At 36.0% G+C, this 15,642-nt stretch carries 18 protein-coding genes; 17 read left to right on the forward strand and 1 reads right to left on the reverse strand.

Annotation, left to right across the window (positions count from 1 at the left end; translation table 11 throughout):
• Window positions 1-401: 401 nt before the first annotated feature.
• Entirely contained in the window at window positions 402-599 is a 198-nt protein-coding gene (locus tag ACH0CI_RS05970) for a ChaB family protein (protein WP_274862794.1), read from the forward strand.
• 232 nt (window positions 600-831) lie between these two features.
• Here the strand turns inward: ACH0CI_RS05970 and ACH0CI_RS05975 are convergent, their stop codons facing one another.
• A complete protein-coding gene (locus ACH0CI_RS05975; RefSeq protein ID WP_028414863.1) occupies window positions 832-1,026 on the reverse strand; it encodes a hypothetical protein in 195 nt (64 codons plus the stop codon).
• Window positions 1,027-1,316: 290 nt separating this feature from the next.
• Here ACH0CI_RS05975 and ACH0CI_RS05980 point away from each other — a divergent pair, with 290 nt between their 5' ends.
• The 16 genes from ACH0CI_RS05980 to ACH0CI_RS06055 all read left to right on the forward strand — a co-directional run bounded on the left by ACH0CI_RS05980 (window position 1,317) and on the right by ACH0CI_RS06055 (window position 15,629).
• Window positions 1,317-1,949, forward strand: coding sequence for a TetR/AcrR family transcriptional regulator (locus tag ACH0CI_RS05980; protein WP_335708064.1), 633 nt, complete (start codon window positions 1,317-1,319; stop codon window positions 1,947-1,949).
• A 68-nt stretch (window positions 1,950-2,017) separates the two neighbouring features.
• Window positions 2,018-3,715, forward strand: a complete 1,698-nt coding sequence (locus tag ACH0CI_RS05985; RefSeq protein ID WP_406901025.1) for an MFS transporter — start codon at window positions 2,018-2,020, stop codon at window positions 3,713-3,715.
• A 201-nt stretch (window positions 3,716-3,916) separates the two neighbouring features.
• On the forward strand, window positions 3,917-4,423 hold the full coding sequence (locus ACH0CI_RS05990) for a DinB family protein (RefSeq protein WP_335708512.1): 507 nt from the start codon (window positions 3,917-3,919) through the stop codon (window positions 4,421-4,423).
• Between the two features lie 108 nt (window positions 4,424-4,531).
• Window positions 4,532-5,065, forward strand: coding sequence for an SF0329 family protein (locus tag ACH0CI_RS05995; protein ID WP_406901026.1), 534 nt, complete (start codon window positions 4,532-4,534; stop codon window positions 5,063-5,065).
• A 534-nt stretch (window positions 5,066-5,599) separates the two neighbouring features.
• The gene (locus ACH0CI_RS06000; protein ID WP_406901027.1) at window positions 5,600-7,045 is read left to right on the forward strand and encodes a DHA2 family efflux MFS transporter permease subunit; all 1,446 of its coding nucleotides are present in this window, start codon (window positions 5,600-5,602) and stop codon (window positions 7,043-7,045) included.
• Window positions 7,046-7,144: 99 nt separating this feature from the next.
• Window positions 7,145-7,606, forward strand: coding sequence for a hypothetical protein (locus ACH0CI_RS06005; protein WP_335708455.1), 462 nt, complete (start codon window positions 7,145-7,147; stop codon window positions 7,604-7,606).
• Window positions 7,607-8,064: 458 nt separating this feature from the next.
• Window positions 8,065-8,541, forward strand: coding sequence for a hypothetical protein (locus ACH0CI_RS06010; protein ID WP_335708454.1), 477 nt, complete (start codon window positions 8,065-8,067; stop codon window positions 8,539-8,541).
• Between the two features lie 90 nt (window positions 8,542-8,631).
• The gene (locus ACH0CI_RS06015; RefSeq protein ID WP_406901028.1) at window positions 8,632-9,438 is read left to right on the forward strand and encodes a DUF2262 domain-containing protein; all 807 of its coding nucleotides are present in this window, start codon (window positions 8,632-8,634) and stop codon (window positions 9,436-9,438) included.
• A gap of 225 nt (window positions 9,439-9,663) precedes the next feature.
• Window positions 9,664-10,029, forward strand: a complete 366-nt coding sequence (locus ACH0CI_RS06020) for a DUF2089 domain-containing protein (RefSeq protein ID WP_028409887.1) — start codon at window positions 9,664-9,666, stop codon at window positions 10,027-10,029.
• An 11-nt stretch (window positions 10,030-10,040) separates the two neighbouring features.
• On the forward strand, window positions 10,041-10,430 hold the full coding sequence (locus ACH0CI_RS06025; RefSeq protein ID WP_016766321.1) for an SHOCT-like domain-containing protein: 390 nt from the start codon (window positions 10,041-10,043) through the stop codon (window positions 10,428-10,430).
• Window positions 10,431-10,440: 10 nt separating this feature from the next.
• A complete protein-coding gene (locus tag ACH0CI_RS06030) occupies window positions 10,441-10,722 on the forward strand; it encodes a hypothetical protein (RefSeq protein ID WP_028409889.1) in 282 nt (93 codons plus the stop codon).
• Between the two features lie 540 nt (window positions 10,723-11,262).
• The gene (locus tag ACH0CI_RS06035; protein ID WP_028414851.1) at window positions 11,263-11,661 is read left to right on the forward strand and encodes a DoxX family protein; all 399 of its coding nucleotides are present in this window, start codon (window positions 11,263-11,265) and stop codon (window positions 11,659-11,661) included.
• Window positions 11,662-11,803: 142 nt separating this feature from the next.
• A complete protein-coding gene (locus ACH0CI_RS06040) occupies window positions 11,804-12,742 on the forward strand; it encodes a ring-cleaving dioxygenase (RefSeq protein WP_335707885.1) in 939 nt (312 codons plus the stop codon).
• 155 nt (window positions 12,743-12,897) lie between these two features.
• Window positions 12,898-13,464, forward strand: coding sequence for an NADPH-dependent FMN reductase (locus ACH0CI_RS06045; RefSeq protein WP_406901029.1), 567 nt, complete (start codon window positions 12,898-12,900; stop codon window positions 13,462-13,464).
• A 172-nt stretch (window positions 13,465-13,636) separates the two neighbouring features.
• Window positions 13,637-14,281, forward strand: coding sequence for an isochorismate family cysteine hydrolase YcaC (gene ycaC, locus ACH0CI_RS06050; RefSeq protein WP_182030149.1), 645 nt, complete (start codon window positions 13,637-13,639; stop codon window positions 14,279-14,281).
• A gap of 256 nt (window positions 14,282-14,537) precedes the next feature.
• Window positions 14,538-15,629: a low temperature requirement protein A gene (locus ACH0CI_RS06055; protein ID WP_406901030.1), complete on the forward strand. Its 1,092-nt coding sequence runs from the start codon at window positions 14,538-14,540 to the stop codon at window positions 15,627-15,629.
• The last annotated feature ends 13 nt before the right edge of the window (window positions 15,630-15,642 follow it).

Genomic DNA, 15,642 nt, shown 5'->3' on the forward strand with positions numbered 1-15,642 from the left:
TAAAATAGTGATAGCAACTGTTGTCAGAAATATAACCCCTAAAATGATCAATAGATTTGTACTCATATGTCCCATCTGCCCTTCTGCTATAATCCCTATAATTTCATTGTAACAAAGGAAATGAGTTAATAGAATAAAAAAATGAAAGCGTTTTATTTTTGTTTTTATCCAGGATCTCTTTTGAAAAGATATATACTTTAGTTCCATATATTATATTGTTAATAGAAGAAACTCATCAAAAAGAAACCCTTGCTACAATTAGCAAGGGTTTTCAAAATTATGAGAATCACAGTTAATATGATTAGCTTAAAAGATATTCGTTTTCAGAGTTTATTAAATGTTTATACTCCTTAAGAACAGGTAAATCAGTAGTAAAAGACGTTTTCAAGGAGGAATACTATATGCCCTACGATTCATTAAAAGAACTGCCTGATGGAGTAAAAGATAACCTTCCTCATCATGCTCAGGAAATTTATAAAGAAGCATTTAACTCAGCCAGTGACGAATACAAAGAAGAAGCTACGGCTCATAAAGTCGCTTGGAATGCAGTGAAAACAAAGTACAAGAAGGATAGTAATGACAACTGGGTGAAAAAATAGCGAGAAAAGAGCTTAAAAGTAGTTTAGTGGAAGGAAGATCCGAACGATAAACTGTTCGGATCTTTTTTATTATGAGGGTGAATGTAGGTGCTTGTAGCCGTTAATTGGAGAGCAAGGCGAAAGACTCCTGCAGACTCACTTGTCGCCTGCGAAAAGCGAAGCCTTGCATGGAAATTAACAGCGGTGTAACAAGCCATTCATACTCGATCATTTATCCCGTTTATATCATTACTTATTCTTTTTCAGCTACGGTAAAGTATTGAACGCTGCTTTTAACAAGTACTAAGTCATTTGCTAAGTCCAATACTTTACTTTTATCTTCAAATCTATATTGTATGTAGTTCTTTGCACGAATAAGTGATTTAGTTTCAACTATATGACTGATTTCACCATTGATTAAATGAAACGTTACTTCAAACTTTTTCATAAGAAAACACCTCCATAATATCAATTTTTACTATTACCTCATTTCTAATACCATTTCTTTTGAACGTTTTTACAAAAGATTTCACTCTTGAGTTCACGCCACCGGTGTCTAACAACGAAATGATTTGTTCTGCACCCATTTTTGATATTGACAGATTGGCAATACTTTGTGAGACTTAATATACATAATGTTCATTAGTTTACATTATGTATAGAATATATGCTGATGATACAGGATAGTTTAAATAGTCCATCGTATGTCTTAATAAAAGTGATACAAGGAGATCAACTATGTCTAAAAAAACAAAAGTAGATCCTAGGATAAAAAGAACAAATAAATACTTAAGAGACGCTTTAGTCGAACTTCTTAAAGAGAAAGATGTCACGTCCATTACGATTCAAGAAATTACGGAAAAAGCGGAATTAACGCGAGGAACATTTTATTTACGCTATCAAGATAAGCAAGACTTTCTTGTTCAAATCATGAATGAAGTTTTAGAAGAACTAATAGAGCAGGTAAAGCCTAAACAAAATAACGAGGCTTCCTCAGAAGTAGAAGAAAAAGATGAGTCTGTTTCTTTTTTAAAGCTTTTTGAATTCATCTACGAACACGCTGATTATTTTAAAGTCATGCTAAGTGACCGAGGATTGCCTCAATTCAGAAGTTATATGACGGAAATCGTAAAGAAAAGAGTGTACGGAGAGCTAATCTCTTCGATTGGAGAAGCAGAGGATGGACTGGATATTCCTAAAGATATCCTGATTAGCTATATCACATCAGCTCATATAGGTGTCATTTGTTCTTGGTTAGAAAGCGATATGAAATTTAGCCCTGCATTTATGGCTGATAAATTAACCCGTTTAACCCTTCTAGGGCCAATTCGAGTGGCAGGTTTAGAAAATAAAATAAAGCTTCCTTACTGAAGCTTTATTTTTTAGTTTGTTCAAATAAAGATATTTTACAATCATGAAAGGCAGAAAGGAATTGTGGTATGAAAATAGAAAAACACTGGGGGATTTCCTTACTGGCAGTTTTAGCTATTGGTCCTGGTTTAATGTTAAACACGTCATTAAATTCTATACGTGAAATTCTCCAACAAACGTTTCACAATCAATCTTATATTTCAATAACACCGGTTTTAATAGGGGTTATAAGCTTTGCATTTTGTATTCCGTTTGGACCTATCCTGCGACACAAGTTAGGGGAGAGAAGGAATTATGTTCTTTCGATGTGTTTGTTTCTTATAGGAGCTATCGTAAGTATTGCTTCTAACAGCTTTTTAGGAATGGGAATTGGTCGTTTTTTACAAGGGACAGGAATGGGTTTAGCACTTATGATGATGATTCCAATGCTGGTTCTTTCTTTTCCGATTCAGAAACGGAACTTGGCATTACTGATTCTTATTGGCGGGTTTTATGGATCTAGCGTTGTGGGTATTTTTCTCGGAATGTTAGTGAACAGCTACGGACACTGGAGATGGTTATTTTATATAGCGGCCGTACTTTCCTTACTGGGAATAGGTTTTAGCTACAAATTTTTAACAAATGATCACGCCAAGCAACAGCAAAAACATCATGAACCATTTGACATCATCGGTGCAGCGTTAATGTTTATGGTTACTGCATTTATTACGTTTACATTACTTAATCTCCAAAAATCAGGATGGGCATCTACTTATGTAGGGATAGGCATAGTAGGAAGCATCATTTTTTTATGTTTTTTATTTATAGCAGAATGGCATATTAAAAATCCGTTAATTCCCTTTCGATTAGTGGCTTCTCGAAAACCAGCTCTCGCAATCCTAATTGCTGTTATAGGAAATATTAGTATGAGTCTCACTCTTTTGTCTCTACAAGGATTGCTTAAAAGTGGATCTGGTTTTGATAAAGGAGAGATGTCACTGATCTATATCGGGCTTTTTGCCGGAATAGTAATTGCGGCCATATTAAGTGCCGTATTATATGATAAAGTCGGGCCGGGCGTATTAGGTATTATAGGAGCCGTCATTATTATGGGAGTAAACATACAGTGGATGTATGTGGAGGGTCATGCTTCAGCTTTTCTCTTTGTTAGTAACTTCGCCGCTTTAATCGCAGGAGTAGGGTTCACAGTCGCTGCAGGTCTTATGGGTGCTGCTTTAGGCGGACCACTACCAAGTTTAGTCCCTCGAATGGTCACGGTTCAATTTATAAGAGTTACAGTATCGGCAGTCATCCCTGTAATCAGCAGTATTGTTTTTGCAAAGGTGTATAAAGATAACCTTGCGACGGTAAGTGCAGAGAGCCAAGTTGCCAGTAAAGAAAATTTTACTCAGTCTCTACATGTGAAATCTGAAATCATTACGTATCATACCTTTTCTACGTTTTCGTGTGTATTGAGCATTGTGGTATTCATTCTCTCGTTTTTGATGGTCCTAACAGGTAAGGGACACAAGCTGGCTCATAAGCCGCATGATAAAGAAAAAAATAAAGAAAAGCTGAGTACCGAAGAGGTTCACAGTAAAAAAGCTACTCCCGTTTTTGAGTGTTCGCCTAAAGAGATTGTTTCGAATCAAGTCATTGGTGACAGCGAGTATAGAGAAGCTTTGAAAAAGTTCGGCCAGCCTAAACCTTCTCCTGATAAAATGCTGCATATGAGAGATCAAGAATATAGAAAAGCTCTTAAAAGGATGAAGGATATGGGACAATAAGTTAAACTGAAGAAATTGGAATGAAGAAGAGAAAGAGCAAACTCACGTGCAAGGGAGTTTGCTCTTTTCATTTCTACATGTACGCTTTACAGGTATGTTTTATGTAAATTAATAACTAGTACAAAAAATACAGTGCAAATATAGCTGGAAATATGTATAATTATTTATAAAATAGAATAAAAATCCAAAAGGAGAACCTAAATGAATTCCTTCATAAATGAAAGTATTAAATCACTTGATACACAATTAGATATAATCCAAACTTGTATTAGTAGATTAGCAGATGATGATATTTGGAAAAAGCTCCGTCAAGAAACGAATAGTATTGGAAACTTATGTTTACATCTTGCCGGCAGCGAATATGCATTTATCGCCAGCATAATTGGTGGTAAGCCTTTTATTAGACAGCGATCTAAAGAGTTTACTGACAAAAGAGTAATGAACGCTGATCAGCTGATAGAAAATTTAATCCTTACACGACAACAAAGTAAAGAAGTTATCGGGAATTTTGATTTTAACGATTTAGAAAAACCCATACAAATGCCTTCTACAACAAGTACATTAATTCCAGAACCAGGTAAAATACAGTCCTGTTTAAGTGTTATCTTATATGCCGTTGAACATTATGCTTATCATACGGGACAAATCGTTTATATGACAAAACTGCTTCAAATGAAAAATGAACATATCTTAAAATGGAGACATTAAATTTAATAACCCTGTTCAGAAACGCTAATTATCCATATAAATTTTCAACTAATGCTGCAAGTTAATTTTTAATGGTAAAATTTAATAGGTTGGAAGGGAGGAAGTTTATTGTTATATCATCCGAAATGGAGCAAAGCAAAGAAACGTTTAATGAGTTTTGTATGCGAATCTTTGCATTCAAGAGTAGATTTTCAAGTGATTAATTATCGAAAAGCACATGACCAGTTAGGTAGAGCTGTCATAACTGTTGATAAAGTAGAAATGTTAAGTATGTGTACGATTACTGCCGAAAGAGAAGAATATTATAGAGAAAGAGATATTCGTATTCAGTCAGATGATTTTAGTTATGATAATGTTTTTAATAATCGAGCAATCCAAGAACAAGCTCAAGAACAATTAAAAACGGAAGGCATTTATGCACAATATGATTTCTTTTCTGCTTTGGAGGAATATTTTAATTCACCAATTGAATTATCTTTAAAGTCGAATGATATGTTAATAAAAATATTGTGTATGCTTGACCGTCGTGTAGGAAAAAGAACTTTACGTAAAATGAAAGAATCCATTTTAGAAGAAAACACATTCGTTCAGGATTTTTATAAATTACGTTGTGAAGCAGAGAATATACATAGTAGCCAATGAACATAAACAGAACTTCTATTACATTCAAAAATGACTATATACGTCATTGCTAATGAAATAACAGAAACAAATTTTAATTGTCACAGGGCACTAAGTTAGGTATATAGATATCATTATTTAGTATATTTTAGATAGAAACAGTACTTATAGATGTGTTACAATATTCCTGGTATGCAAAGTGGAAATTCATTTTTCCTTTGTGCAGGGGAATGGTATAAATAAGTGCCTTTCCTCTTTTCATTTTTTAGTTCTATCTTGCTTATTGAAAAAGCATATACATAAATGGGAAACAGTTTACATACGTAATTTAGAAATGAAATGGAGAGAGAGGTATCTGTGGAAAGAAACGAATTTAGAAGACAAAAAGCAATCCGGTCAAAAGAGAAGAGAAGGAAAAAGCTTAATCAGCACAATGTCTTAAACTTATTACTAATCTTTATATCGGTATGTATCGTTTGTCTGCTAATCAACTTATCATTGAGATAGAAAAAATTCACCAAAAAGAGTACGTAAAAGAGAGGAAGACAATTTAATATGAGTAATCAACAAACAGCAGCCGAAAGCTCTAACATCAAAGCGCTGCCGATTATTACGTCGTTTCTTATTGCCGGGTTTATCGGTTTATTTAGTGAAACAGCGCTAAATATGGCATTAAAAGAGCTAATTTCAGGCTTTGGTATTCACGAAACAACGGCACAATGGCTAACAACAGGGTACTTGTTAACATTAGGAATTCTGGTACCTATTTCAGGTTTTATTCTTCAACGGTTTACGACGAGACAGCTTTTTATAGCATCGCTAATTTGCTCGATCATTGGAACATTTATTGCCGCTATCGCACCAACATTTGGGGTACTAATGATTGCCCGTGTCGTGCAAGCTGTGGGAACGGCCTTACTTTTACCGCTTATGTTTAACACCATTCTTGTTATTATTCCGCCGCATAAGCGTGGAAAGTCAATGGGAATCATCGGCCTCGTTATTATGTTTGCGCCAGCTGTTGGACCAACTGTATCAGGCTTAATCTTAAAAACATTAACGTGGCACTGGATTTTTTGGATTTCACTTCCGTTATTAGTGGTTGCCTTGGTGTTTGGAGCTTTCTTTATGCAGAACGTTACGACACCAACAAAGCCAAAAATCGATATGATTTCTGTTGTTCTTTCAACAATAGGTTTTGGAGGAATTGTATTTGGATTTAGCAGCGCTGGAGAAGGCGGGGGCTGGGGAAGTCTACAGGTTATTCTAACTCTTGTCATTGGAACGATCGCGTTAGTTGCATTCTCTATTCGTCAAACGAAGATGAAAGAGCCAATGTTAGACCTTAAAGCCTTTAAGTATCCAATGTTTACAATTGGTCTTTTATTAATTCTAGTCTGCATGATGGTACTGCTGTCTGCGATGATGATTTTACCTCTGTACTTACAAACATCATTAGCTTTATCAACCTTTGCCGCTGGCCTAATGCTTCTTCCTGGAGGAGTGATTAACGGAATTCTTTCACCAGTTATGGGCGGATTATTTGACCGTTTTGGTCCTAAATGGTTAGTTATTCCTGGACTTTTGATTGTAGCCGGCACTATGTATGGTTTTTCAACCGTAACGCTGGAAACGTCAACAGGGTTTATCGTTGGGTTGCACATTGCGCTTATGATCGCCATTTCGATGATTATGATGCCCGCTCAAACAAATGGTTTAAACCAGCTTCCACCGGAGCTGTACCCGCATGGAACAGCGATTATGAACACCTTGCAGCAGGTTTCTGGCGCAATTGGAACAGCTGTTGGAATCTCGATTCTGTCATCAGGTTCAAGGAGCTTCCTTGAGACGGTATCAGATAAAATGGATCCATTAAACCAAGTTCTTGCCTTTACCAACGGTGTTCAACATGCGTTCATCTTTGCGATTATTGTTTCAATTGTTGGATTGGTTATCTCGTTCTTTATCAAGAGAGTCAATGTTGAACAGAAGGCGCATTAATAAAAAAACACAGACCATTATAGATGGTTTGTGTTTTTTTTTGTGATAGGCGGACACTATAAGAAGAACTAGATGAAGTATATTGAGGTGAGTTCGCTTATGATATCAAGAAAACACTTAGGATTTAACTTATCTATAATAGCGATTCCGTGGTTATCGTTGTTATTTATAGGAAAACGCAGCGTAAGACGTTATTCGTTAGCAGGAGTTTTTATTATTATCTTAGAAATTATTAATCATTTGTATGGGCATCAGAGGAAGTGGTGGAAATTTTATGATAAAAAAGATTCGTTCATAAAAGATGAACTTCCTTTTAGCATTGGGCCTTATATGCCTCTTTCAATGTGGCTGCTTAAATATTCATATGGAAACTTTAAGAAGTTTTTATTGCTGAATGTTATAGCTGATGGAATCTTTGCTTTTTACTTTATTGATGTTCTTAAAAGGTTGAAAATTGTAAGTTTAAACCGAATAAATCATTTTCAATTTTTTATCTACCTTCACTACAAAGCATATTTGTTATATGGAGTGCAGTATTTATTTGAAAAGGTGAAAAAATAGAATTAATCTTATCTTTTGCTTTTAAACCTAAAACTCACGATATAAGCTATTACTAACGAAATAACAGCAGCAACACTAATCTTTATATAAGAAATCTCTAAAGCCCAAGGGCCATATTGATTCGCGTTCAAATGATACATGGACCACCATTGGCCATCTTGCCCGTTAGAAAGAGAGAAGATGGTCCATAGAAGGAACAAGAATAGAAACCATACGAAAAAGACGATATTATTAACGATTTTCTTATTTATTGGTTAACCCTCCATCTCATAATATATAGGTAATGTGCTTCTTTCTTATTATAGTAACAGTAATTAGAAAAACGTAAGAGTTTTTATTGAAAGAGGCTGAGTAATCCAATTGATGTCTGCTTTGTGTAATACTAAAATTAAACGTAGAAACCTAAAAACATATTTCTACATAAGAAGTAGTAAAAGCATAGCGGGGAGGCGGAATAAATGAGTGATTTTGAGTTCTCTGAACGGGCCTATACGATCTCTAACTTCAAACAAAATGGGTATGAAGAACTTGTCCTATCTAAACCACTTGATGAAAATGAAGTTGAAGTCCCACTTACAAGGCGATGGTTTTGGAGTACGGATATAGGAGAATGGGAAGAAGTTGAAATTACGATAGAGGGAAATAGTGAAAAGCCATACGAGGAATTTGTTGAAATGGCGGATTGTATATTGAAACAATTACATATCTATCTTAAAAGGTCATTCGAGTATTTAAAGCAGTTCATTTCTGCACAAAAATTTAGTGTCTATTATCTGTCCGCTGTAAGTTTTGGGCGGCTTTTAAATTTTGACGGACATATTCTTGTAGGATTTTCTTTAGCTTTTGTTTACGGAGATTATCCCAATGTATTTCAATATAAAGTAAAATTTAACAGGGATGAATGGCCTATTGGTTTTGAAGGTGGACCGCTATAAAAAATAAGAGTAGAGAACGACATATCAGTTTGTAACTATATATTTAGGGCGAATTTTTCAACAGCAGTAAAGAGGGGGAATGTATATTAAATGAGTGAATTCAATGAAAAAAAGACATTTGAAAAAGAGTTCTCAGAAGACGTAATTGATATAGCAGCGGTTACAGGTTCAGTAGGAATTGGTGCTGGAATGTCCAGTGAAGAGACGTTATGGACAGCATCAATTGATTTAATCGCATGGAAAAGTTTAGATGAAAATGAAGCTGTCAAAAAAGAAGAGATACAGCTTAGATGGCTAGTGGACGAGGAAGAAGTGGAAGAAGCAATGAATCTACTGCAAAGTAATACCGTTGTAAAGCTACAAGTACGTAGGGGAACGGATACAATGATGCTTGTTAACATTCTGGAAGCAGAGTATGAAGACGAAGAGTTAGAAACGATAGTAAAAAAATCAGTGAAGCCGGTTTATTATTATGATGAGCTATTTGGCAAGTTTACACTTGAAAAAAGTATTAAAGTTTTTGAAAAAAACATTTCGTGGGCTAATGAACAGTGCGAGCTGTATTTTGACTGGCATGAAGATGAAAACACGATGAAGTCTGCGCTGAAGACCGCACATACACTTTTTGCGGAGCAGGATAAATGGAGACAAAAAATTAGAATGTATGCCGCAGCGGAACTAGTCGATTTAGCAAACGATTGGCTACAGGAAGAGGATGAAATAGAGGAAATTACAGAAGAAATGTTTATGGATTTTATGAGTTTAGACACTATATCCGTTTATCCAGAAGGTGATTTTGATTTTTATTTTTCTGATGGAGATATGTTTGCAGGACATAGTATCGTTGTAGAAGGAAATATAAATGAGACTTTTACTAGGGCTCAAATTGCAGGATAAATAGAGTGGTTGAATAATAGTTTAAAAACAATTATGTAGTTTAAGAGAAGGCTTTTATCCTTCTCTTTTTTATTTGATTTTGTGGATGGGTTAAAACAGATTATTAATATTATTGAAATTTATATTTAGATTTTTAATTTATTAGTTAAAATTATTTAATTTTATTGTTTTTAACATTAAATAATTGTTGTATAATTAAATTAACTAAAAGAAGGAGATTTGATTATGGCTTATAAAGTACTTACAAATTGTCCTGTCTGCAGTGAAACGTTAAAAATTACAAAGCTGCAGTGCAGCCATTGTCACACGACGATTGAAAATGAGTTTGAATTATCTAAGCTGGCATCTTTATCGAGTGATCAGCTTCATTTTGTAGAAGTGTTTTTAACGTGCAGAGGAAATATCAAAGAAGTTGAGAAAGAACTGGGCGTTTCATATCCAACGGTTCGAGGCAAGCTGACTGACATCATTTCATCTCTTGGATATGTAGAAAAGAAGAAAAACGAAGTAGACGAGAAAAAAGTTGTGTCTATGTTAGAAAATGGTGAAATTACAGCAGAAGAAGCCATCAAGCTCTTAAAAGAAGAATAGGGGGGATTTTTGTGAAAGAGGAAATTACAAAAGTGTTAACAATGGTTCAAGAAGGAAAAATTGATGCAGAAAAGGGATCAGAACTGATTCAAGTATTAAAAGAAAAAGAAGAAACAGGCAATAAGCTTTTGAAGAAACCGAATGCGTATTTAGATAAAACGTTGAAAATTCGAGTTGTTTCAACTGAAAATGATAATGTGAAGGTTAATTTGCCAATAAAGCTTGTCAAGCTGGTATTAATGGCTGGACACAGCATCGCAGCAAGTATTCCTCAATCAGAAAAATATGTAAAAGATATAGACATAAACCTGATTGTTGAAGCAATTGAAAACGAGTTAGATGGCCAGATTGTTGATATTAAATCGGCGAACGGAGATACCGTTTCAGTCATCATTGAGTAGCGGCTTGCTTATGATTCATGTAAAAGTGAAAACCAAAGAAGCTCGGTTTAGTATCCCAATTCCATATGCTCTTTTAAACGTTGCTATTAGCGTTGCTTTTTCGAAATTTATCCAGAAGCATATAGATAAATGGACAAAAGAACATTTTAAAAGAAAAGAGCTGAACTTTACTTTTCCGCTAATAGATAAAAGTGTGCTAAAGCCTATTGTTAAGGAACTGAAGAAACATAAGGGAATGGTACTAGTAGATGTCAAAGCTACTGACGGTACGGAGGTAAGAGTTAAACTATAATTTAGTGCAAAGTGCAGTTGGCTTTAAAGAACTAAAATGAACATGGCTCCGAGTGTCTGAGCTTATTTAATAAAAGGTCTTAAATATTTGAAAGTAGAAAAAAACTTCCGTTAGTTATATACACGAGTACTATCTAACAGTTGGGTATTCTCTATGTGTCCAAATAGAAGGAGCAAACTCTGGCGATATGGGATTGCTTCTTTTATTTATGTATACGCTTCTGTTTATAGGCTTTGAGATAAGTTTTGATACAAAAAAGGGCCTCAATTTAGCTCAGAATCATTAAGTATAGTTGCGTTTCAAAAACCACTTCACTTTTAGTAAGAACAACAAAGTTCAGTCGTTATATTTTCCGCCCCCGTGCTCATATCCACATAAAATCATGAATATGTTTTTAATAAGCCTTTAATCGTTTTAACTAGCTGCAAAAAATATAAAAATTTATGTTGACAGTAGGAGCATATGATTTTATAATTATCCTTAATTCAAGATATTTTAATTCGAGATTTTAAAGTGATGAAAAAATAGGAGGAATAAAAAATGGTGAGTATTGGTTTGTTGTTAATACGTTTGGTCATTGGATTATCTTTTATGGCTCATGGAACTCAGAAGTTATTTGGATGGTTTGGCGGTCACGGCTTAAAAGGAACGGGCGGCTGGTTTGAATCCATCGGAATGAAGCCGGGTGTTAGAATGGCGTTAATGGCTGGTTTATCAGAGCTAGTAGGTGGAGCTTTATTTGCTGCAGGACTTCTTACACCGCTTGGAGCACTTTTGATTGCCGGAACAATGATCATGGCGATTGTGAAAGTACACGGTCCAAATGGATACTGGGCAACGCAAAATGGGTATGAATATAACCTTACGCTTTTAGTTGTAGCGATCGGTGTAGCAATTGCAGGACCAGGTTATTATGCACTCGATACGTTTATTTTTTAAAAGAGAGAATGGGTTGGAATAAGAAAGATGCTTTTATTTTTTGACTAATATCTCGAATTCGAGATACTTACGATAAATAGTTGTAATTTTAAAAGGGATAACGAAACATATGACGAAAAATGTATCGAAGGAGATGGTAGTAATGAGTAAAAAAACAGCGGGTATTCATCATATCACGGCGATTGTAGGTCATCCTCAGGAAAATGTTGATTTCTATGCGGGCGTGTTAGGATTACGTTTGGTCAAACAAACGGTAAACTTTGATGATCCAGGAACGTATCACCTTTACTTTGGGAATGAAGGCGGAAAACCTGGAACGATTATCACATTCTTTCCGTGGGCAAATGCACGACAAGGAAAAATAGGCGGCGGGCAAGTTGGCGTAACTTCCTATGTGGTTCCAAAAGGTGCGATGGGCTTTTGGGAACAGCGATTAGCTAAGTTTGGAGTTCCAGCTACAAAGATGGAGCGATTCGGAGAACAGTATTTAGAGTTTGACGATCCTCATGGTTTGCATCTAGAGATTGTGGAAAGAGAAGAAGGTGAAAAGAATACGTGGCAAGCTGGTGAAATTAATTCGGATGTTGCTATTAAGGGATTCGGAGGCGCTACGTTATTATCGGTTCGACCTGATGAAACAGCTCAATTATTAGAAAACGTAATGGGTCTACAAAAAGTAGGGCAAGAAGGAGATTTTATACGTTTTCAATCATCAGCTGACATTGGAAATATCATCGATTTAAAATTAACAACCATTGGACGCGGGCAAATGGGCGTTGGAACGGTTCACCATATTGCATGGCGAGCAAAAGATGATGAAGATCAGTTAGAATGGCAGAAATACGTAGCAGACAGCGGATACGGAGTGACGGCTGTTCGAGATCGAAATTACTTTAATGCGATTTACTTTAAAGAACACGGAGAAATTCTATTTGAAATTGCAACAGACCCTCCAGGTTTTGCACATGATGAGTCACTTGAAACCATGGGAGAAAAGCTTATGCTGCCTGAACAGTACGAAACCCATCGAGATCAAATTGAAAGAGCTTTGATTCCTTTTGAAGTGAGAGAATTAGACTGAATTTCACTGAAATAATTCTTTTAGTAATAGTGAAACGCTAGTTTAAACCTTCATTAGGTACAAAGAAGGAATTAATTTATCTATATATAAAACTAATATCTATATTTGAAACACCGTGGTAATATGAAATTAATTCCAAGTGAGGAGGTGAATAGATGACAAAAACCATTGGTCTTATTTGTGGAAGTTTACGAAAGAATTCGTATAACCGAATGATTGCTGAGTCATTGACTACATTAGATGATTCAGCTCAATATCGCTGGATTGAAATAAGCAGCCTGCCTTTTTTTAATGAAGACTTAGAAGTTGACGGATCACCAGAATCTGTCGCATCCTTTAGAGCTGCGATTCAAGATGTTGACGGCGTTATTATTGTAAGTCCAGAGTACAATTCCGGAATTCCAGGAGTGTTAAAAAATGCCTTGGACTGGGCATCAAGGCCTCGGACTTCTTCTGTTTTAAACAGAAAACCAGTTGGTCTTATCGGAGCAACTCCTGGAGGATTTGGTACCGCTTTTGCTCAAAAGCAAACGAGAGAAGTACTAGAAGCTATGCAAGTTCATGTTTTACCATTTCAAAAAATGCTGATTTCGCAAGTTCATGAAAAAGTTGATGCTCAACAAAAGGTACTAACTGATGAGTCAACGAAACGCTATCTTCAGCGCTACTTACAGCAGTTCATTCATTGGATTGATCAAGCGCCTGTTCCTGTTCTAGATTAAGAAAGAGAACACACCTCACGAACCTTCACCTCAGAAATAGCTTTTCTTTCTATAGATGTTTTACTCAACAGATCATAAATGAAATCCAAAAAACCGTTCAAATGATAGACCGCTTGTAAGGAACGGAAAAGGTACGTGTCCTTACTTGCCTTAATTTAAGGAGGATGATAAAATGTCTGATCTTTACTCTCGCCTTTCAAAAGATGATGCTGCCGTGCTTTTAGTTGACCACCAAACGGGCCTTATTTCCGGCCTTGTACGTGATTATGGTGTTGATGAATTTAAAAACAACGTATTGGCTCTTGGTGATACGGCTAAATTCTTTAATTTACCGGTTATTTTAACAACTAGCTTTGAAAATGGACCCAACGGCCCGCTAATGGGGGAACTCGTTGATTTGTTTCCTGACGCGCCAAAAATAGCTCGTCCTGGACAAATTAACGCGTGGGACAATGAAGAGTTTGTTAAAGCCATTAAAGCGACCGGGAAAAAACAGCTGATTATCGCCGGTGTAGTGACAGACGTCTGCGTTGCTTTTCCTGCGCTTTCTGCCATTAAAGCAGGCTACGAAGTGTTTGTTGTGACAGATGCTTCCGGGACGTTCAATAAGCAAGTCGCAGATGCGGCATTAACGCGTATGGCTCACGGCGGCGCGCAGCTTATGAACTGGTTTAGCGTAGCGTGCGAGCTGCAGCGTGACTGGCGCAACGACGTTGAAGGTTTTGGCAATTTAATTTCTAGTCATCTTCCTGGTTATCAAAACTTGATGGGCAGCTATAGAGGAGCTCAGCGCGATTTCAGCAAGCAGAGCGTCTAACATAGCGGAGCTTATGTTTGGCATCGGTCGTTCTCTTTACATATAAGACACGAAAGTAGAATGGCATCTATGGATCATTTATGTGATGGAGAAAATGTAACAACATAAAAGTAATTGTTAGATAGGTGAGCCGACTGATGAACCGTTGGCTCACCTATCTTTTACTAAGCTGCATTTCATGAAGTATGCGTCTCTTATATATAAAATAAAGTACATTCACGACAGCCTGGTAAATGATAGGAAGGGATGCGGAGTAGTGGAAGAAAAAAAAGTTACGTGGCTGGAGCTTTTTTATGATTTGTTATTTGTGGCAGCCGTTGCTACTGCTACGCATGTTTTGCTTCACGTTGAACAAGGGTATATTCATGGAGAGTATTTGTTAAAGTTTGTACTAATCTTTATTCCTATATGGTGGGCGTGGACCGGACAAACGATGTTTATCAATCGGTTTGGACAAGATTTTTTGCATCAGCGCATCTTTATGATTCTTCAAATGCTGTTTGTTCTTATTATGATCTCAAGCTTGTCCGTAGATTTTGATCAATATTACGTCTCTTTTTTGATTGGCTATATTGGGCTAAGAGCGTTAACCTCGATTCAATACCTTATTGTTCAAAAATTTGAACGAGATGAACGAAAAAAAATTGCTGTGTTTTTAGGCACATGCTTTGGAATTGGGATTTTCATCTCACTTCTTTCGCTTCTTTTTGATTCGTGGATTCGCTACGCCGTGTTGTATACAGGAATTGCAGTTGATATGATTTTACCTGTTTTAGGGCATAATAGACTGGCAAAATTACCGACCAACACCGCTCATTTATTAGAGCGTTTTGCTTTGTTAACATTAATCCTGTTTGGAGAATCCGTTGTCAGCATTCTTGCTGTGATACAGCCTCAAAAAGGGGACTGGAATACCATTTTATTTTCGGTTATTTCATTTGTCCTGATTATTGCCATGTGGTGGCAGTACTTTGAGAATGTAGAAAAGAAAGTAAACAAGTCTATTCAAAGAGCCGGACAAACGATTATTTACGGACACTTACTTATCCTCATGTCTCTAAGCATGATTGCAGCATCGATTAAGCTCATGTTTTTACATGAAGTTCAGTACACATTCAGCTTATATTTTGTATTCGGATCCGTGCTGCTTTATTTCATGGCAACCACTCTTGTTTTTCACCAATATAGATTTGAACAACATCGTTTGAAAGTGTATCACTTGGGAATGTTTTTAGGAATTTTAGCGGTATTTTTTATTGTTAACTTAATACTTATTGTTCCCAGCACTGTCATCATAGGAGAATTAGCGATCTTTTTTATGATCTACGCTAGGTTTACGACCACTTAACCAAATAAAGAAT

Origin of the sequence: Priestia sp. 179-F W1.4 NHS (assembly GCF_045369295.1) — a bacterium.
Lineage (GTDB): Bacteria > Bacillota > Bacilli > Bacillales > Bacillaceae_H > Priestia > Priestia zanthoxyli.